A 17,560-nucleotide genomic window follows, 5' to 3' on the forward strand; every position below is an offset into this window, starting at 1 on the left:
TTCAGAATCATGACAAGATTGGCAATTATTTCTGAGATCATTGATGCCAAACGGGATGTGTTTACAGGTCTTAGCGATAAGTTGTGGGAGAAGGCTGAGGTTGCTTTTACCGAGCGGGCTTCGGCGGAGCTGTTATGCCAGGCGCTGGAGGAAGAGGGCTTCCGTGTGGAGCGGCAGGCCGCCGGTCTGGAGACGGCATTTGTCGGCAGTTACGGCAGCGGTCATCCGGTCGTTGCCATTCTTGGCGAATTTGATGCGCTGCCGGGGCTCAGCCAGAGAGCGGGTCTGTCCCGGCCGGAGCCTGTGGTGGACGGCGGGAACGGCCACGGCTGCGGACATAATCTGCTGGGAAGCGGCGCTTTGGCGGCAGCCGTAGCGGTCAAGGAGTATATGCAGCGCACCGGACTTCAAGGGACCGTGCGGTATTACGGCTGTCCGGCAGAGGAGTACGGCTCCGGCAAAGCCTATATGGCCCGGGCCGGTCTGTTCGACGATGCCGATCTGGCGCTCAGCTGGCATCCGTACACGGCGGCGCTGGTACAGAATTTGAGCTCACTGGCCAACTATGCGGTCAAGTTCAAGTTCACCGGCCGGAGCGCCCATGCGGCGGCGGGCCCTCATCTGGGGCGCAGTGCGCTTGATGCGGTCGAACTGATGAATGTCGGTGTTAATTATTTGCGGGAGCATATGATTCCGGAAGCGCGGGTGCATTATGCAATCACCGATACCGGCGGCACCTCGCCGAATGTGGTGCAGGCCTATGCGGAGGTGTCCTATCTCATCCGGGCACCGAAGCAGGAGCAGGTCACCGGGCTGTACAGCCGCGTCTATGACATCGCCAAGGGGGCGGCGCTGATGACAGGCACAAGTGTGGAGACGGAATTTGAAGGGGCTGCAAGCAGCCTGATCCCGAACCGGACGCTTGGCGAAGTAATGCATGCCAACCTGACGGCGGGCGGTGTTCCGGATTATGATGCCGATGATTTGCGCTATGCAGAGGAGATACGAGCCACCCTCTCTCCGGAGGATGTCCAGGCCGCTCTGTACGGGATGGACCCCCGGACGGCAATGGGGCTGAAGGATAAAGCCATTGCTGACGTAATTATTCCCCTCTATCCGGTAGAACCGGTAATGCCCGGCTCTACCGATGTGGGCGATGTCAGCTGGGTCGTTCCGACCGCCCAGTGCATGACCGCTTGCTGGGCGCTCGGCACAGCGCTGCACACCTGGCAGGTGGTAGCGCAGGGGACCCGGCCGATTGCCCACAAGGGGATGCTGCAGGCGGCCAAAGCCATCGCCGGCACCGCCGTCGAGGCGCTGGAGAATCCGGAGGTTATAGCCAAAGCCAAGGCGGAGCATAAAGAGCGGCTGCAGGGCCAGTCTTATGTACCGCTGATTCCGGAGGCGCAAATGCCCCCGCGCAGATAGTCAGACGAACACGAGAATTGTGCAGTTTATAATACATGAAATTCATGAAGAGGCCATCCTGTAGGTGGCCTCTTCAAACTGTATAAGGGATTTCGCCGGGTAAACTGGATTCCGCGCTGTAATTGTCGTAATATGCAGACAAGAGCCGGTGCCCGGGCCCGCCCAGGCACGAACCTGAAATTACCGGGAATTGGATTCCATGCTTACCTGTTCGAGTGCGGCCGTCTTCTTATCCCCGATAACCAGCAAATAAATAACGGTTACAGAGATAAGCAGGAGAATCGCCCCTCCAAGATAGAAGGAGGAGTTAACGCCTAACTGCTGCGAGAGCATGCCGAATACGATGGGGCTGAGAAGCTGACCTACCCGGTTCACGGTTTGGCTTACTCCTATAGTAACGGAACGCTCCTCCGGATCGGCGCTGTCAGCGACAACCGTATTGCTGAGAGGGATGGCCAGTCCCATAGCCAAGCCAATAATTACGGAGTTGATCAGTTGCAGCGGGAAATTGTTACAGAGCGGAATGATGCCAATGGAAAGGGCCAGAACAATGGAACACAGCACCAAAGCCCCGGTCCGCCCGCCCGCGAATCTGATCGCAACCTCAAGAATAGATCGGCTTGCAATGGCTGCCAGCGACCGTGCCGCCATAATAAACCCGATGGAGGTAAGCGTGTAACCGATATTCTCGAGATAAATGGGCAGGAACAGAAATCTGGCACCATGGGCAAAAAGCACTCCGCTGCCGACAAGCATGCCTATCACTATCTTCCAGTTCATCACCCGGCGCAAATCCCGAAGGCTGTTCTTCTTGCTGCTACCCTTCGTTTGTTGGCCGGAAAGCGTGTCCGACAGATAAAAGGAAAAGAACGACAAGGCAACCAGCGTAATTGTAAGCAGTAGCCAGACTGCGCCATAGCTTGCGTGATCGACCAGAAAACCGCCAATGATTGGACCAATTAAAGAACCTACGGATGCAAAGACCATAAACCAGCTGTAGTTCTTGTCCATATCATTGTTGAGATTGGTGCTGAGATTGGCCACATGTGTCTGCAGCCCCACGGCGAAGAAGATCTCGGCTACTTTCATTACGGATAGCATGGCCAGCAGTGAGATCACCGAGGGAAAGAGGAACAGCAGAAAACAAAAAGCGGCGGAAATCATGCTTGCTCCGAACAATGGAAGACGCAGTCCCCATCTCTTGATGGCAACACCGGCCGGAATGACTGCTATCAAAGGCGCCAGACTGGCGAGGGTCATGATGATGCCGACGGAGTTATAATTTCCTCCCCAGTCCGTAATCAGGATGGAGACGAATGAAGGGTACATATTGGTGCACATGAAGAAGATGGCGACCATTATTAATACAATGGCCAGTTCGCGGTTTTTAAAAAGGTTCAAGCTGTTCTTCCTTTCCTTCCAAACGGGCCCGGGTCCATTTAGCGCTGCATTATAATTCAACTAAATCTAATACTGCTATATTTGTACAATAACATCTACAATCATTAACACTGACTTTATGAAATGTGCCCTGGTAGTAGGGGCGAAGCAGGCCCAGATGTGTATAAATGATTATATGGAATGCAGCAAGGAGGGAAAGTGCAGGTGAAAGACAAAGATGACGGTGTCCAACTGGCGACCTTCGCCGGGGGCTGCTTCTGGTGCTTGGTCAAGCCCTTCGACGAGCTTCCGGGCATCCTTTCGGTGATATCGGGATATACGGGGGGACATACGGACAATCCGACCTACGAGGAAGTGGGGAGGGAGACCACCGGACATTGGGAAGCGGTACAGATTACCTTCCGGCCTGAGATCTTTCCGTACGAACGGCTGCTGGATATCTTCTGGCAGCTGATTGATCCGACGGATGACGGAGGGCAGTTTATGGACCGCGGACATTCGTACAAGACGGCGATCTTCGTGCGCAATGAACAGCAGCGGCGTGCGGCGGAACAGTCGAGGGCAGAGCTTGCTGCCAGCAAGCGGTTCAAGCGGCCGATTGTAACGGAGATCCGCGAAGCTGACTCCTTTTATCCGGCGGAGGCGCTGCATCAGGCCTATTACAAGACACATCCCATGGATTACAAAATGTATCTCAAAGCTTCCGGCCGCAGCGAGTTCACAGAGCGCCACTGGAATACCCCGGCAGATGAGAGACGGCTGCGCCGGCTGCTGACAGCGCTGCAGTATGAGGTCACGCAGAACAAGGCGATGGAGCCGGCATATGACAATGCCTACTGGAACCACTTCGAGCCGGGGCTGTATGTCGATGTCATCAGCGGCGACCCGCTGTTCGCCTCCGCCGACAAGTTCGATGCCGGGGACGGCTGGCCGGCCTTCACCGGGCCCGCATTGGAGGGGATAATCCGCAAGGAAGCCGATTACAGCGGCGGGAAAGTGCGGACAGCGCTGCGCAGCAGACTGAGCGGCGCCCACGTAGGCTATTTTCTTCAGCCAGCCGGACCGGAAGGAGCGAAGCCGCATTACCGGGTGAACTCGGCGGCCTTGCAGTTTATTCCGGAGACGGAGCTGGCGGAGCGCGGTATGGAGACGCTTAGGAATCCGCGGTGAAATGCCGTAAGTGCTATAGAGAGCCTGGCATATCTCATGCCTTCCCGCGCATAGAATTAACTGATAAAGTCCTGTCCAAGCAAAGGAGTTGTTAATGTGGTTAATGCGCTGCTGGGCAGCTTTTTGTCGGCCATGGCAACAGTGCTGGGTGCGGTTCCGATCCTGTTCGTCCGGCGGTTGTCGGAGCGGTGGAAGGATATTCTGGTCGCTTTTACCGCGGGTATTATGGTGTCCGCCTCCGCCTTTGGCCTGATGCCGCAGGCCATCGAGGAATCGGGAATTATCGCCCTCAGCCTGGGGCTGATTACCGGCGTTCTGCTGCTGGATCTGATCGAGCATAACATTCCCCACATCGATGTGGAGAACAAACCTGGCTTCACCAATATGGATTCAAAAGCATTGCTGGTTATGATCGCGCTCTTCATCCACAACATTCCCGAAGGGCTCAGCACCGGCTTCAGTTATGCCAGTGAAGAAGCCAGCCTCGGTCCCATGGTGGCGATTGCCATCGGGGCCCAGAATATGCCGGAAGGGCTCATTCTGGCCGTCTTTCTGATGAATTCGCAGGCCTCCAGGGCGAAGGCGGTGGGGATGGCTGCGCTGACGGGCCTGATGGAGATGGTATCGGCGGTAGTCGGTTATTTTACGGCCAGTTATCTGCACAATGTGGTCGGCTACGGGCTGGCATTTGCCGCAGGGGCGATGCTCTTCATCGTCTACAAGGAGCTTATTCCGGAGAGCCACGGGCATGGCTATGAGCGGCCCTCGACGTATTCTTTCATTGCCGGTCTGCTGGCGATGCTGTACATTACGCAGTTCTTCGGATGAGTCCCCGGCCTTTGTAAAATGACAACAAGAAGCAGCCCCGACCAGAGAATGGTTGGGGCTGCTTCTTGTCTTTCAGCGGTGCGCCGTGTAGCGGTTCGCCCGGCTTACGGAGCGTAGCGCCGTAAGCTCCGGCGCGCTCAGCGGCGGAGCCGAGGCCGCCGCGAGGTTGCCGCACAGCTGCTCCGCGCTGCTCGCGCCGGCAATGACGGCCGCGACCGCCGGCGCGGCCAGCGGATAACGCAGCGCCGCCTGCGGCAGGGTGCGCGGAGCCTGACAGCCGGCGAGCAGCCGGGCATGCAGCGCCGGCAGTTCCCCGGGGCTGTAGTCCAGGTAGCCCCGGGCAGCCTTGTCCTGACCGTGTTCGGTCAGGATGCCGCCGGCGAGCGGGCCGCGCGCGAGCACGCCGATGCCGTGCTGTGCAAGCAGCGGCAGCACCTCTTCCTCCGGCCGCCGGTCGAGGATGCTGTATTGGCTCATGACGCTGACGATGCCGGAGCGCCGTACATATTCGCGGATAACATTCGGACGGATGGAGGAAATGCCGTAATACCGGATGACGCCCTCCCGCTTCAATTGCTCGAACGCTTCAATCGTCTCATCGATCGGGTCCTCCAGCGTGCCGCCGTGCAGCTGATAAAGATCAATATAGTCTGTTTGCAGCCGGCGCAGGCTCTCCTTCACCGCCGACAGGATGTACGCCTTGGAAGGGTCCCAGACCCAGCCTTCCCGGCCGGGAACCCGGCGGTTGCCGACTTTGGTGGCGAGGATGACCTCTTCGCGCCGTCCGCGCAGCGCCTTGCCGATAATCTCTTCATTGCGTCCGGCATCATACAGATCGGCGGTGTCCAGGAAGTTCACGCCCTGCTCAAGCGCTTCATGGATTATGGGGATAGCCTTGCTCTCCTCGGTGCCGAGGGACATGCAGCCCAGCCCCATTTCGCTGATCACAAGTTCGGACGGGCCTAAACGGTTTCTGTTCATGGGTGCTCCTTTCGCATGCGTAGTGTCCCTATTATATCATCACCGCAGCGCAAGACGGCAACCCGGGCAGGCTCCATAGAGGGACTGCCCGGGTTGCCGTCTGTACATGCACTGTACCATAACCGGGTACTGAAGTTTATCAAGGATGAGCTGCAGGAGATTCGCGATAAGTACGGCGATGAACGTCGTACCTTGAGCGCTTCACCGTTTGCGAGATCCCGCTGCAACAGCCTGCTAGCTACGGTTATCCGCGCAGAATCGCTTCAATCTGCTCCAGCTCTTCCGCAGTCAATTCGGGAGCATGTACCGCAGCCACCGCATCCTCAATCTGGCTGACCTTGCTGGCGCCGATCAGTGCGGAGGTTACTTTACCGCCGCGCAGTACCCAGCTCAGAGCCAGCTGGGACATCTTCTGGCCGCGGGCGGCGGCCAGCTCGTTCAGCCGCCGCACCTTGTCCAGCACTTCCTCTGTGATCTCCTTCTCGGAGAGGAAGACGCTTGGTCCGGCCGCGCGGGAGTCGGGAGTGATCCCGTTCAGGTAACGGTCGGTCAGGATGCCCTTGTAGAGCGGCGAGAAGACGATAGAGCCGATGCCCTCTTCCGCCAGCACATCCTGCAGCCCGTCTTCAATCCAGCGCGACAGCATGGAGTAGTTCGGCTGGTGGATCAGGCATGGCGTGCCAAGGCGGCGGAGAATCTGCGCCGCTTCGCGGGTCTGTTCGGCGCTGTAGTTCGAGATACCGACATAGAGCGCTTTGCCCTGGCGTACGATCAGATCGAGGGCAGCCATCGTCTCCTCAAGCGGCGTATTCGGATCGGGACGGTGATGATAGAAGATATCGACATATTCCAGCCCCATCCGCTTGAGGCTCTGGTCGAGACTGGAGACAAGATTCTTCTTGGAGCCCCACTCCCCGTATGGACCGGGCCACATGTGGTAGCCGGCTTTGGTGGAGATAATCAGCTCATCGCGGTAAGGCTGCAGGTCCTTCTTCAGGATTTGGCCGAAGGTCTCTTCGGCGGAGCCGGCGGGCGGGCCGTAATTATTGGCCAGATCGAAGTGGGTGATGCCGAGATCGAAGGCCCGCCGGATCATGGCGCGGCCGTTCTCGAACACATCGATGCCGCCGAAATTATGCCACAGGCCAAGCGACACCGCCGGCAGCAGCAGACCGCTGCGGCCGGTACGGTTGTATTTCATTCCCTCATAACGGGCGGAGCTTGCTTCATACATAGGAAATCCTCCTTCACCAAGATTCGTTCCTATTGTAGCGTATGGGCCGGGACAAGCGAATGTCAGCAAGACGGCATTTTATAGAACAATGTCGCCTCCGTCATGGCGCTGCCGGTATTCCTTGGGGGAGCAGCCCTTTACCTTCTTGAACATCCGCGAGAAGAGCAGCGGGTCCTGGTAACCGACGGAACGGGCGATCTCACCGATGGTGCAGCCGGTTTCGGCCAGCAGCTCACCGGCTTTGGTCATCCGGAAGCTCAGCAGATATTGCTGCGGAGGCAGTCCGACGGTCCGCTTGAACAAGCCGGAGAGGTATTTACGGTCCAGCTTCAGAGAGGCGGACATCATCTCCATCGTGATGCTCTCGCCGTAGTGGGCATGGAGATAGTGCAGGCACTGTTCCACATATACGCTCCGCTGGCGGGGCAGCGGCAATGCCTCTTTGGATACGGGAACCGTACGCAGGAGCAGGGCGAAGAACTCGTACAGGATGCTTTTGAGCAGGAGTGCAGAGCCGATACCGCTGTCATTGCTTCCGCCGGCATCAGTTTCCGACAGCCGGTCGTACAAGGCGGGCATCAGCTTTTCGTCCATGGCGAACACCGGCTGCTCGGGCGTAAGCGAGGTCTGGGCCAATAGTGATGCAATTTCCTCCCCGGTAAAAGCGATCCATGAGTAGGTCCACGGCTCTTCAGTATCGGCCGCATAGTGGGTAACGATATGTGGATAGATCAGAAAGGCTTGTCCGGCGCCAAGTGCATGGGTCTGTCCGCCGACGCTCACCTTGCCGTTTCCCGCATGGATGAAATGGATTTTGTAGAGATCGCGTATGCCCGGACCGACGCTGTGGCCCGGCGCGCAGGCTTCCCGGCCCCAGTAGTGCAGATGCAGATCCGGCTGGCTCCGGGACGGGCGCGCGGAGTTGTATTTGAATATGGCCATGCCGCAGCCTCTTTTCTATATAATAATGATCCTGATAAACAGGGGGCTATCCCCATTATACATGACAACGCTTGCGGCAATCCAAACGCAAAAGGTCCCGGCGCTCCAAAGAGCGGGGACGAAAGTGCGGTTCTGATTCAATCTCTGACGGGGCAGCAGCTGCTAGGCTTCCATTTTGAGCATAACCAGCTCCTCCACCGGCTCGCCGCCTACCAGATGTTCTTCTACAATGCGCGGCACATCGTCAGTGGTCACATTGTAATACCAGATGCCGTCGGGATAGACGATGACAAAAGGACCGTTGCCGCAAAGACCCAGACAGCTGGTTTTGTTGATCTTCACGGTCTTGTTGATGCCTTGCTCCACCAGATGCTCCTTGAACGCCTGCATTACATCCTCGACTTCCTGATTATTGCAGTGCTCGCTGCAGCAGAACAGCAGATGCTTCTTCAATACCTTCAAACGCATATTCATGGCCGGGCCCCCTTGGAATTGTAAGAAATATTCACATATCCTATGTGGAGTATAGTCCCTTTTGCCAATTCTGTAATGAGCTTTGGCGTAATATTCGCAAAGGGTTAACAAATCAGCATAAATCACGGATTTCGTGTTATATAACTTTACTTGTTTGAATGAATTGTGTCTTTTTTCTGGTTGAGGAGTACATTTCCTGTTTCAGAAATTTAATTCTGGACCCGCTGAAATATTGATCTTTTGACAGTTTAACGCCAGGAGAGGTGGTTAATTAAAAGCTATGAAAGACTGCTTGACAAATTTCAAATCATCTGAAAATCAGGAGGGAAACGTGATGAATAAGAAAATCGTAGGTGTGTTTTATACAGAACATGAGGCATCGAGTGCTATTGAGGATCTGAAGGCGCACGGCTTCCAGACCGAGGATATTTCGGTCATAGCCAGAAACAAGGATGATGTGGAGTCGATCAGTAATGAGACAGGCACCAAGGCACCAGAGGGAATTGCCTCCGGCGCGGCGACCGGCGGTGTGCTTGGCGGTGTAACCGGACTGCTCGCCGGCATCGGGGCTTTGGCGATTCCGGGCATTGGCCCGATTATCGCCGCAGGCCCGATTGCGGCCACGCTGGCCGGCGCAGCAGTCGGTGCAGGCACAGGCGGACTGGTCGGCGGGCTGATCGGTCTTGGTATTCCCGAGGATGAAGCGCAAACTTATGATAACTATGTAGATGAAGGACGCATTCTGGTCATGGTGGATACGGATGACAGCCAGGCTGGACAAGTCTATACCGTGTTCCGCAAGCATAATTCGGCGAATTCGGACCGCTACATGACCGATGTTAACGATACCGCCGCCGATACTGCGCGCAGTTCTGTTAACGATACAGTGGATGCTGCCTTTAACGGGTCCGGACTGGAGGGTCGTAAGGATACGGGACTGGATACGATGAATTCAGCGCCCGTGCATGACCCTCTGGAAACCCGCAACTTGGACGATGTGAACAGACCGGGAATGACCGGGGATGTCTATTCCGGAACGCCGCGCGGCATCGGCGCGGAAGCCGCAGGCCTTGGCGGACCGCTGAACGAATCGGAGGAAGAGCGCAAGCTCCGTCTGCGGGAAGAGCAGCTTGATGTCTCGAAGAACAGGGTCCAGACCGGGGAAGTGAATGTCCGCAAGGAAATCGTGGAGGAACAAAAGACCATCAATGTGCCGGTATCCCACGAGGAGATTGTCGTTGAGCGCCGTCCGGTGAATAATGACACCTCGGCTTCGCCGATCGGCCAGGAGGAGACCATCCGTATCCCGGTCAGCGAGGAGAAGGTGGAGGTAACCAAGAACACGGTGGTTACCGGTGAGGTTGATATTCACAAACGCGAGGTCCAGGGTACCGAGCAGGTGAAGGATACCGTGAAGCGCGAAGAGGCGCGTGTGGACAAAACAGGCGATGTACGGGTGAACGCAAGCGATGAACTGCTGCGCGACCACAGCCGGAGCCGTTAAGCAAAGCGGTGCACGGGTGAAATAGCTGTAGCATAAATGGAGAGGCTCCCAGGGTCCGGTCAAGCCGGACTGTGGGAGCCTCTCTTTTTTGGGTTTTAGGGATAGGGGATGGCACCGCCTGAGTGTCTGAATCGGCAGGAGTGTGTGGGTGTCATATGAGCCTGTGGTGTCGGCGGCAGTAGAGTTGTGGCTAAATTGCAGATTGACGCTGGGGTGCTTGATGGGACGGATTAGCGGAATCGGCCAAGTCTGTATCGGATAAGCCGGCCGGCTGACGCTGTCTCTTCAGCATGTGCTTCAGCGCCTCCAGGTTAACCAGCACTGTACCGGCGATAATGGTGATTACCCCCAGCACCGTTATCCAGGTCACCGGCTCCCCGTAGAACAGATAACCGACAAAAACGGCAATCGGCGGCGAAATGTAGAGCCAGGTAGCAGGAAACACCGGATTGGTCTTGGCGACCAGCCAATAGAACAGCGTATGTCCCACCATGGAGCCGACTACGGTCAGATACAGCAGGGAACCGGCGGTGGGCAGGGACAGGAGGGTTTCGGGGTCGGGCCGCTCGGCGGCAAAAGACAGCAGGAACATCAGCGCCCCGCCGTACATCATCTGGACCGCGTTCAGCGCAACGGGAGACTGTTCCTTGAAGGTGGTGGTGACTTTTTTGGAATAGAGGGTACCGGCTGCGTAACAGCATTCACCGACCAGGACTGCAGTGCAGCCGATCAGCCACAGCGGGGACAACTCAATGACCAGACTGGGCAGAACCAGCAGCAGGACCCCGGTGAACCCGATCAGACAGCCGAGCAGCGAGCGGCGCGGCGCGCGCTGCCGCAGCAGAGAGGTCTGCAGCAGCAGAATCATCATCGGACCCGTTGCCGACAGCACGGCCGCCAGTCCGGAAGATACATATTGCTCGGCCCAATAGAGGGTAGAGAAGGTCCCGAAGGTCAGCAGCGCTCCGGTGAGCAGCAATTCCTTGCGCAGCAGCAGGGAGAAGCGGGCTTTGCCTTTCCAGACACACCAGAGCAGCAGGAGAGAGCCAGCCAGGAAGAAACGGATGGCAGCCGAGAAGAAAGGCGGGGCGCCCGCATCCACTCCGACTTTAATGGCCAGAAAGGTTGTGCCGAAGATCAGACAGACCAGTGAGTAAGCCAACATAATCATATTCATGTAACCCCTTTGCGGTAAATGTAGTTGCGCCGTTGAGCATTTCGTTAATCATAGCGGGTGAGGGATAGAACAGATTTTGGGATATAGAACAGATAGGATTGAAAATAGGTTACAATACAGGGAATACAAGAACGTGCAGGGCATAGCAGAACAGGGTAGAACGGGGCAAAACAGGGCAGGCAGAGCAGGGCAAGGCTGGGCAGGGCAGGGCAGGGCAGGGCAGGGCAGAGCAGGACAGGCAGGGCAGAACAGAACAGAACAGAGCAGATGTAGCCTGCGACTAATAGCGCAGAGTATACAGGGTAGACCAGATGTGGCCGCGTAGGCTGAAAAGCCGGGCAGGCGAAATACCGGGGGTAGTTGGAAGGAGAAGTAGAGCATGGCTAGAATGGCTGAAGCGGAGCATGGGCACCCGTTATTCCGGCAGGTGCATGATTATCTGATGAACCGGATAGAGCGCGGGGAATGGCGGCCCCATGACAAGCTGCCCTCCATCCGGCTGCTGGCTGAAGAGCTGCAGGTTCACCGGCTGACGGTGTTCAAGGCCTACCGCACGCTAGTGGACTGCGGCAAGGTGTATGTCAAGGATAAATCGGGATATTATGTCTCGCCGGGGCGCGGGGATGCGGAGGTTGCCGATGAGGGGGCAGCGGTGGCGACGTATTCGTTGACCAATGCTTTGTCGGACATTCAGCGGCTGCCGGTCAATTACCAGTTCTCCCAGGCGCTGATTGATCCGGGCCTGCTGCCCAATCTCTTCCTCTCTGATTATGTCAAAAAGGTTTTCGATCTCTATCCTAAGGTACTCGGGACCTACTCTTCCGTGCAGGGGGACGTCGAGCTGCGCGAGACGCTCAGCCGCCATTTCCGGCGGCAGCACCGGCTGCAGCTGACACCGGAGGAGCTTGTCATCACTTCGGGCGCACAGCAGGCGATCAATCTGATCGCCGACATCGTGCTCGGTCCGATGGATGCGGTGCTCGTGGAGCGCCCGACGTACAGTGTGGCGCTGGATATTTTCCGGCGGGCGGGTGCCCGGCTGGTGCCGGTGAACATTACGCCGGAGGGGTATGATCTGGAGGAGGTAGAGGCACTGATGCGTCGGTACAGGCCGCGGATGTTCTACATGAATCCGACGCATCATAATCCGACCGGCGTCACGGTTCCGGCCGCGCAGCGCAAGCAGATGGTCGAGCTGGCGGAGCGTTACCGCTGTCTGCTCGTGGAGGATGATCCCTTCCGCGATATGTATTTCGGCGCTGCACCGCCGCCGCCGTTCTTCGCCTATGATACGGAGGGCTGGGTGGTATATATCAGCAGCTTCAGCAAATATGTCGCTCCGGGGCTGCGGATCTGTGCGGTGGCTTGCCGCCATCCCTTCGCCGAGCGCCTGATTACCGCCAAGTCGCTGGCGGACAATGGTACTCCGCTGCTGAACCAGAAGATCTTTCTGCACTATTACACCTCGCCGCGACTTCAGCAGCATTTAGAGAAGCTGCGGATTGCGCTGCAGGTGCATAAGGAGATCGCGGAGGAGGAGCTGGCCGGTAGAGGCTGGGAGTGGACGGCGCCGCAGGGTGGCTTGAATTTGTGGGTGAAGCTGCCGGAGACGGTATCCGTCGACAGGCTGTTTGCGCGCTGCCTGGAGGAATCGATAGCCTTCGTGCCAGGGGCGATTTGCGACCCGCTTGGCGAGATGACCTCCTGGATGCGGCTCAGCTATTCCTTCGCCAGCGAGCAAGTGCTGCGCGCAGGGATCAGGCGCCTGACGGAGCTGGCGCGAGAGATGTGAGGCTGTGAGTGTATGGGAGGCGTGTCCGGTTGGCGGACTGAAGAAGTGTGGCTGACTAGAAAAGAGTGTGAAGGGTGGCAGAATGCGCAGCAGAAGACCCTTCCCGTTCATGGCTGCATAGGGTCATTTCTGCTTGCACAGTAGCAGCAAGTTGACTATGTGGTGCTTCCTGCTAATAGTTTGTTTGAAGCTTCTGTAAATGGACTATTTGAAGCTTTGCAAGGTAGATAGACAAGGCCTATTGTGCAGCTTTCTCCCTGTTCGGACGTTTCCCCCATATTGAGCTCAACCTTCTCATGTCTAAGTGTACATTTTCGTGGGGGAGGACTCCAACTTAATAAGGGGCTGTAGAGATTGTAGGCGAAAAAGCGACCACAATGGGCTGCCGCGAGGGCAAACGGTAAAATGTAGGCGAAAAAGTGACCACAATGGGCTGCCGCAAGGGTAAACAGGAAAAATGTAGGCGAAAAAGCGACCACAATGAGCTACCGCGAGGGTAAACGGTCAAAGTGTAGGCGAAAAAGCGACCACAATGGGCTGCCGCGAGGGTAAACGAGCAAAATGTAGGCGAAAAAGCGACCACAAGGGGCTTACGTGAGGGTGAACGGGCCAATTGTAGGCGAAAAAGCGACCACAACTCCACAAGCTATGTGTTGCTGGGGACGAGTAGTAGAGCTGGAGCTCTTTTGTTTAGTGACGAGTAACAGAGCATCGGGAGTTCAGTTATCTAAGTAGCAAGCAACTTGATACGGGAACCGGGTATGGCATCGAAGTTAACAATTACATAACAGCATTATTTTCAGGCATCTCTTCACGCGCTCAGATAAAAACCTGTGAACTACAAGCACCCGAACCTGCCGCAGGCTGCGGAAGTCCGGGTGCTTTGCTCTGTCTGCCGCTATCTGTCGCTGCTGTCAACCGTTGTCTGCCACTACTTGCGTTTGCTGTCTGCATCGTCTCTGGTATCAAACGCTACTGCCTGCTGCTGTCTGCACTGTCTCAGCTATCTGCTGTCTGCAGTGTCACTGCTATCTGCACTGTCGCTGCTGTCTACATCGTCTTCTAACTAACGCTATTGACTGGCTGTCTGCACTGTCTCATCTATCTGACGCTACTGACTGGCGCTGTCTGCCACTATCTGCGTCTGCTGTCTGATGCTACTATCAGAATTTTGCGAATTTTGTCTTAGGTTGGCTCTACTCTAAACCCATCCCAGCAAGCGGGCGGCCTGCGCGACAGCGAAGGTGACGGCAACGGCGATCCCGAGCGGAATGGCGGCAGAGAGTACCGCCCATTTCAGACTTTTGGTTTCTTTATAGATGTTCACCAGCGTTGTACCGCACGGATAATGCAGCAGTGAGAACAGCATCATATTCAGCGCGGTTAGCCAGGTCCAGCCCTGGCCCAGGAAGATGTCCTTAATCCCGCCGAGACCGTCGATATCGACCATCGCCCCAGAGGACATATAGCCCATAAGCAGAATCGGCAGGACGATTTCATTGGCCGGCAGGCCCAGAATGAAGGCCATAATAATGAAGCCGTCAAGGCCGAGCAGGCTGGCAAAAGGGTCGAAGAAGGCAGCCATATGGTTCAGCACGCTGTCGCCGGAGACCATCACATTGCCGAGAATCCAGGTGATGATCCCGGCGGGAGCGGCGACAACGATGGCGCGGGTCAGTACATTCAGCGACTTCTCCTTGGATGCGCGAAGAATGGTCTTGAAGATCTGCGGGCGGCGGTACGGCGGAAGCTCCAGTGTGTAATGGGTCGGTACTCCGCGCAGCGCAGTTCTCGACAGCACCCAGGAGACCGTAAGCGTAACGGCGATGCCCACCAGCACAATGCCCATCAGGACCAGGGCCGTGGCCAGCGTGCTAAATGCACCGCTTGCCGCCGAGCCGATCATGAACATGGAAGAGAGCAGAATCAGCGTGGGCCAGCGGCCATTGCACGGGACGAAATTGTTGGTCAGAATCGCCAGCATCCGCTCACGCGGCGATTCGATGATCCGGGTGGAGATGATGGCGGCAGCGTTGCAGCCGAAGCCCATGGACATGGTCAGCGCCTGCTTGCCGTGGCCGCCGGATTTCTTGAACAGGCGGTCCATGTTAAAAGCAACGCGCGGCAGATACCCGAAGTTCTCGAGCAGCGCAAAGACCGGGAAGAAGATCATCATCGGCGGCAGCATGACGCTGATGACTGAAGAGGTGCCGCGGTACAGGCCGAGCACCAGCACGCCGTGCAGCCAGGCCGGGGCGTGAAGGGCTGTGAACCCCGCCGTCAAATAGCCTTCAATGAAGCTGAACAGCGAAGCCAGCCAGCTTGACGGATAATTCGCGCCGGCGATGGTGATCCAGAAGACGAGCCCGAGTCCGGCGAGCATGATCGGAAAGCCCCAGACCCTTGAGGTGACGATATTGTCGAGCTTGTAGGTGCTGCCAAGCTTCTTGCGGTCGCGGTAAACGACGGCGCTGCTGCAGATCTCCGCCGATACACCGTAAATGCCGCCGACGATCTCGTCGCGGATGCTTCCCTTGTCAGCCAGCTTCTTCGCTGCTGTGCGCAGGGAATCGAGCGCGCCTTCCCCGTTAATGGCAGGCTGTAACTCCATGGCCGAGCACCTCCTTGCTGCTTGCGGCTTCCTTGCGTTCCATGTGCTCCTTGAGCGAAGCCAGCAGGCTGTCGTCACCGTCCAGCAGCCGCAGGGCAATCCAGCGGGCCGGGTAGCGGGAGCCGACTGTCCGCTCGACCAGCGGAGTAAGCTCGGCTATGCCTTGTTCAATCTCCTCGCTGTAGGTAATGCGGAGCGGCGGTGCGGTAACGGCGCCGGTGGCCACCCGTTCAATTTGATCAAGCAATTGCTTGATCCCGATTTCGCTGCGCGCCGAAATAGCCGCAACCGGGACGCCGAGCCGTTTCGCGATGGCCTTCAGGTCAATCTCGATCCCCAGCCGCCGGGCTTCATCGATCAGATTGATACAGATCACCGCCCGGCCCGTGATTTCGAGTACCTGCAGCGCCAGATTCAAATTACGCTCCAGAGAGGTTGCGTCCAGAACTACGAGCGTAACATCGGGCTGTTCAAAAATAATATAATCTCTGGCCGCCTCTTCATCGGCGGAATTCGAATACAGCGAATAAGTCCCCGGCAGGTCGACAGCCTTGTAGGTATGGCCGTTATGTGTAAACTCGCCTTCGGCGGTGATGACGGTCTTGCCGGCCCAGTTGCCGGTATGCTGGCGCAGACCGGTCAACAGATTAAACAGCGTACTCTTCCCGGTATTCGGGTTCCCGGCAAATGCGACCGTGAATTTACTCATCCCTTCCGCCTCCAATCCTTTCTCCGTATATGAGCGAGCTTTCCTCCCGGCGCAGGGCAATGGTGGTATTGCTCACCCGAAAGGCGACCGGGTCTCCGAGCGGACTGCGCCGCAGTACTTCTACGGCATTGCCGACCACAAATCCAAGATCGAGCAGTCTTCTCCGGAGCACCCCTTGAACATCAATACCGGTAATGCGCAATATGCTTCCGTTCGCAGCTTCGGATAACGGAGTGCCGGCAACAGTCATATTGTTCCCTTCTTTCATATGTTGGTATAGGCATCAAAAGATGGCCTCATGAATGTTTATTGTATACTTCCACAATATTAGTATATGTAAATAACTTTGTCCTGACAACAAAAAAGTTTCCCTGAGGAAAGATAATCGGCAGTACGAAAAATACCGGTAACTCAGCAACATCTGTAACACAGCAACATCTGTGAATCAGCAACATCTGTAATACAGCAACATCTGTAACACAGCAACATCTGTAACACAGCAACATCTGTAACTCAGCAACATCTGTAACTCAGCAACATCTATAACTCAGCAACATCTGTAGCCCAGCAACATCTGTAACACAGCAACATCTGTAACTCAGCAACATCTGTAACACAGCAACATCTGTAACTCAGCAACATCTGTAACTCAGCAACATCTGTAACTCAGCAACATCTGTAACTCAAAATATCTGCAGCACAAAAGTTTCTGCAGCACAAAAATCAATTAACCCATCGATATTTCCGTAAAATCCAAAAACGCCGTCTGCCAAAGGGCGGACGACGTGTTGGTTTAAATCTGATAGTGGGGATACGGGACGCCGGGCGGATCAACCGCCGAAATCAAGTGTTCCGCCGGTCTCCACCAAGGTCTTGATGTTGCTCAGAATCTGCCACCAGGCGCCGGCGCTGGGCGCATAGGAGGGATCTTCCGGATGCCATCCGTCATGAATCAGCGTCAGCCGGGTGCAGCCGCCGGCCGGCTCCAGCAGCCAGGAGATGCGGGATTCGTAATTTTCGCTGCCGCCGGAATAGGCCGGGCCCACCTTATGGGTGAAGCGCAGTGCCCGTTCAGGGACAAATTCCAGTACTGTGCCATAGACATGTACGGTTTCACTGCCTTCCGCGCCCGGACCGACATACTCCAGCATTTCACCGGGAACGAAGCTGGAGCGGATGATACTGCCGTAATAGATCTGCTTCACTTGCTCCGGCGATATGAGCGCCTCCCAGACCTTGGCCGGTGTACTTCCAATATAAAAATCGTATTTCAGATCCTGCATTACCTGGCCTCCTGTCAAGATTTACT

16 protein-coding genes are annotated in these 17,560 nt (G+C 56.4%); 6 read left to right on the forward strand and 10 right to left on the reverse strand.

The window, feature by feature from the left end; genetic code table 11:
* Window positions 1–9: 9 nt before the first annotated feature.
* Window positions 10–1,428: a M20 family metallopeptidase gene (locus F1379_RS01255; RefSeq protein WP_150265472.1), complete on the forward strand. Its 1,419-nt coding sequence runs from the start codon at window positions 10–12 to the stop codon at window positions 1,426–1,428.
* A gap of 180 nt (window positions 1,429–1,608) precedes the next feature.
* On the opposite strand, the gene F1379_RS01260 is transcribed toward F1379_RS01255, so the two are convergent.
* A complete protein-coding gene (locus tag F1379_RS01260; protein ID WP_150265474.1) occupies window positions 1,609–2,829 on the reverse strand; it encodes an MFS transporter in 1,221 nt (406 codons plus the stop codon).
* A 204-nt stretch (window positions 2,830–3,033) separates the two neighbouring features.
* Here F1379_RS01260 and msrA point away from each other — a divergent pair, with 204 nt between their 5' ends.
* Both msrA and F1379_RS01270 read left to right on the forward strand, forming a co-directional pair.
* Window positions 3,034–3,999, forward strand: coding sequence for a peptide-methionine (S)-S-oxide reductase MsrA (gene msrA / locus F1379_RS01265; protein WP_420850462.1), 966 nt, complete (start codon window positions 3,034–3,036; stop codon window positions 3,997–3,999).
* A 96-nt stretch (window positions 4,000–4,095) separates the two neighbouring features.
* A complete protein-coding gene (locus tag F1379_RS01270; RefSeq protein ID WP_150265479.1) occupies window positions 4,096–4,827 on the forward strand; it encodes a ZIP family metal transporter in 732 nt (243 codons plus the stop codon).
* 72 nt (window positions 4,828–4,899) lie between these two features.
* Here the strand turns inward: F1379_RS01270 and F1379_RS01275 are convergent, their stop codons facing one another.
* The 4 genes from F1379_RS01275 to F1379_RS01290 all read right to left on the reverse strand — a co-directional run bounded on the left by F1379_RS01275 (window position 4,900) and on the right by F1379_RS01290 (window position 8,458).
* Window positions 4,900–5,808 carry an aldo/keto reductase gene (locus F1379_RS01275; RefSeq protein WP_150265481.1) on the reverse strand — a complete coding sequence of 303 codons (909 nt, stop codon included), beginning with the start codon at window positions 5,806–5,808 and terminating at the stop codon, window positions 4,900–4,902.
* 244 nt (window positions 5,809–6,052) lie between these two features.
* Window positions 6,053–7,042, reverse strand: coding sequence for an aldo/keto reductase (locus F1379_RS01280; protein ID WP_150265483.1), 990 nt, complete (start codon window positions 7,040–7,042; stop codon window positions 6,053–6,055).
* Window positions 7,043–7,120: 78 nt separating this feature from the next.
* On the reverse strand, window positions 7,121–7,984 hold the full coding sequence (locus F1379_RS01285) for an AraC family transcriptional regulator (protein ID WP_150265485.1): 864 nt from the start codon (window positions 7,982–7,984) through the stop codon (window positions 7,121–7,123).
* A 162-nt stretch (window positions 7,985–8,146) separates the two neighbouring features.
* The gene (locus tag F1379_RS01290) at window positions 8,147–8,458 is read right to left on the reverse strand and encodes a (2Fe-2S) ferredoxin domain-containing protein (protein ID WP_150265487.1); all 312 of its coding nucleotides are present in this window, start codon (window positions 8,456–8,458) and stop codon (window positions 8,147–8,149) included.
* A gap of 334 nt (window positions 8,459–8,792) precedes the next feature.
* Between F1379_RS01290 and F1379_RS01295 the strand changes: the two genes are divergently transcribed.
* Window positions 8,793–9,962, forward strand: coding sequence for a YsnF/AvaK domain-containing protein (locus F1379_RS01295; protein ID WP_150265489.1), 1,170 nt, complete (start codon window positions 8,793–8,795; stop codon window positions 9,960–9,962).
* 190 nt (window positions 9,963–10,152) lie between these two features.
* Here F1379_RS01295 and F1379_RS01300 read toward each other — a convergent pair whose 3' ends face one another.
* Complete coding sequence (locus F1379_RS01300; RefSeq protein WP_150265491.1) at window positions 10,153–11,133, reverse strand: DMT family transporter; 981 nt, start codon at window positions 11,131–11,133, stop codon at window positions 10,153–10,155.
* Window positions 11,134–11,518: 385 nt separating this feature from the next.
* Between F1379_RS01300 and F1379_RS01310 the strand changes: the two genes are divergently transcribed.
* Together F1379_RS01310 and F1379_RS01315 are read left to right on the forward strand one after the other, a co-directional pair.
* Entirely contained in the window at window positions 11,519–12,931 is a 1,413-nt protein-coding gene (locus F1379_RS01310) for an aminotransferase-like domain-containing protein (RefSeq protein ID WP_150265496.1), read from the forward strand.
* A gap of 833 nt (window positions 12,932–13,764) precedes the next feature.
* Window positions 13,765–14,001, forward strand: a complete 237-nt coding sequence (locus F1379_RS01315; protein ID WP_150265498.1) for a hypothetical protein — start codon at window positions 13,765–13,767, stop codon at window positions 13,999–14,001.
* A gap of 131 nt (window positions 14,002–14,132) precedes the next feature.
* On the opposite strand, the gene F1379_RS01320 is transcribed toward F1379_RS01315, so the two are convergent.
* The 4 genes from F1379_RS01320 to F1379_RS01335 form a co-directional block, all read right to left on the reverse strand.
* Window positions 14,133–15,542 carry a nucleoside recognition domain-containing protein gene (locus F1379_RS01320; protein ID WP_150265500.1) on the reverse strand — a complete coding sequence of 470 codons (1,410 nt, stop codon included), beginning with the start codon at window positions 15,540–15,542 and terminating at the stop codon, window positions 14,133–14,135.
* Entirely contained in the window at window positions 15,520–16,251 is a 732-nt protein-coding gene (locus tag F1379_RS01325) for a FeoB small GTPase domain-containing protein (protein ID WP_150265502.1), read from the reverse strand. Before F1379_RS01325 ends, F1379_RS01320 begins: the two co-directional genes overlap by 23 nt.
* Window positions 16,244–16,501, reverse strand: a complete 258-nt coding sequence (locus F1379_RS01330) for a FeoA family protein (RefSeq protein WP_150265504.1) — start codon at window positions 16,499–16,501, stop codon at window positions 16,244–16,246. Before F1379_RS01330 ends, F1379_RS01325 begins: the two co-directional genes overlap by 8 nt.
* A gap of 580 nt (window positions 16,502–17,081) precedes the next feature.
* Window positions 17,082–17,534, reverse strand: a complete 453-nt coding sequence (locus F1379_RS01335; RefSeq protein ID WP_150265506.1) for an SRPBCC domain-containing protein — start codon at window positions 17,532–17,534, stop codon at window positions 17,082–17,084.
* Window positions 17,535–17,560: the final 26 nt, after the last annotated feature.

This window comes from Paenibacillus tepidiphilus, assembly GCF_008635795.1.
GTDB classification, from domain to species: domain Bacteria; phylum Bacillota; class Bacilli; order Paenibacillales; family Paenibacillaceae; genus Paenibacillus_AQ; species Paenibacillus_AQ tepidiphilus.

Coding starts and splice junctions, on each gene's coding strand:
- F1379_RS01330 (WP_150265504.1), bottom strand. CDS start 16,501: ATGACTGTTGCCGGCACTCCGTTATCCGAAGCTGCGAACGGAAGCATA.
- F1379_RS01275 (WP_150265481.1), bottom strand. CDS start 5,808: ATGAACAGAAACCGTTTAGGCCCGTCCGAACTTGTGATCAGCGAAATG.
- F1379_RS01255 (WP_150265472.1), top strand. CDS start 10: ATGACAAGATTGGCAATTATTTCTGAGATCATTGATGCCAAACGGGAT.
- F1379_RS01280 (WP_150265483.1), bottom strand. CDS start 7,042: ATGTATGAAGCAAGCTCCGCCCGTTATGAGGGAATGAAATACAACCGT.
- F1379_RS01290 (WP_150265487.1), bottom strand. CDS start 8,458: ATGAATATGCGTTTGAAGGTATTGAAGAAGCATCTGCTGTTCTGCTGC.
- F1379_RS01285 (WP_150265485.1), bottom strand. CDS start 7,984: ATGGCCATATTCAAATACAACTCCGCGCGCCCGTCCCGGAGCCAGCCG.
- F1379_RS01310 (WP_150265496.1), top strand. CDS start 11,519: ATGGCTAGAATGGCTGAAGCGGAGCATGGGCACCCGTTATTCCGGCAG.
- F1379_RS01320 (WP_150265500.1), bottom strand. CDS start 15,542: ATGGAGTTACAGCCTGCCATTAACGGGGAAGGCGCGCTCGATTCCCTG.
- F1379_RS01295 (WP_150265489.1), top strand. CDS start 8,793: ATGAATAAGAAAATCGTAGGTGTGTTTTATACAGAACATGAGGCATCG.
- F1379_RS01325 (WP_150265502.1), bottom strand. CDS start 16,251: ATGAGTAAATTCACGGTCGCATTTGCCGGGAACCCGAATACCGGGAAG.
- F1379_RS01335 (WP_150265506.1), bottom strand. CDS start 17,534: ATGCAGGATCTGAAATACGATTTTTATATTGGAAGTACACCGGCCAAG.
- F1379_RS01300 (WP_150265491.1), bottom strand. CDS start 11,133: ATGATTATGTTGGCTTACTCACTGGTCTGTCTGATCTTCGGCACAACC.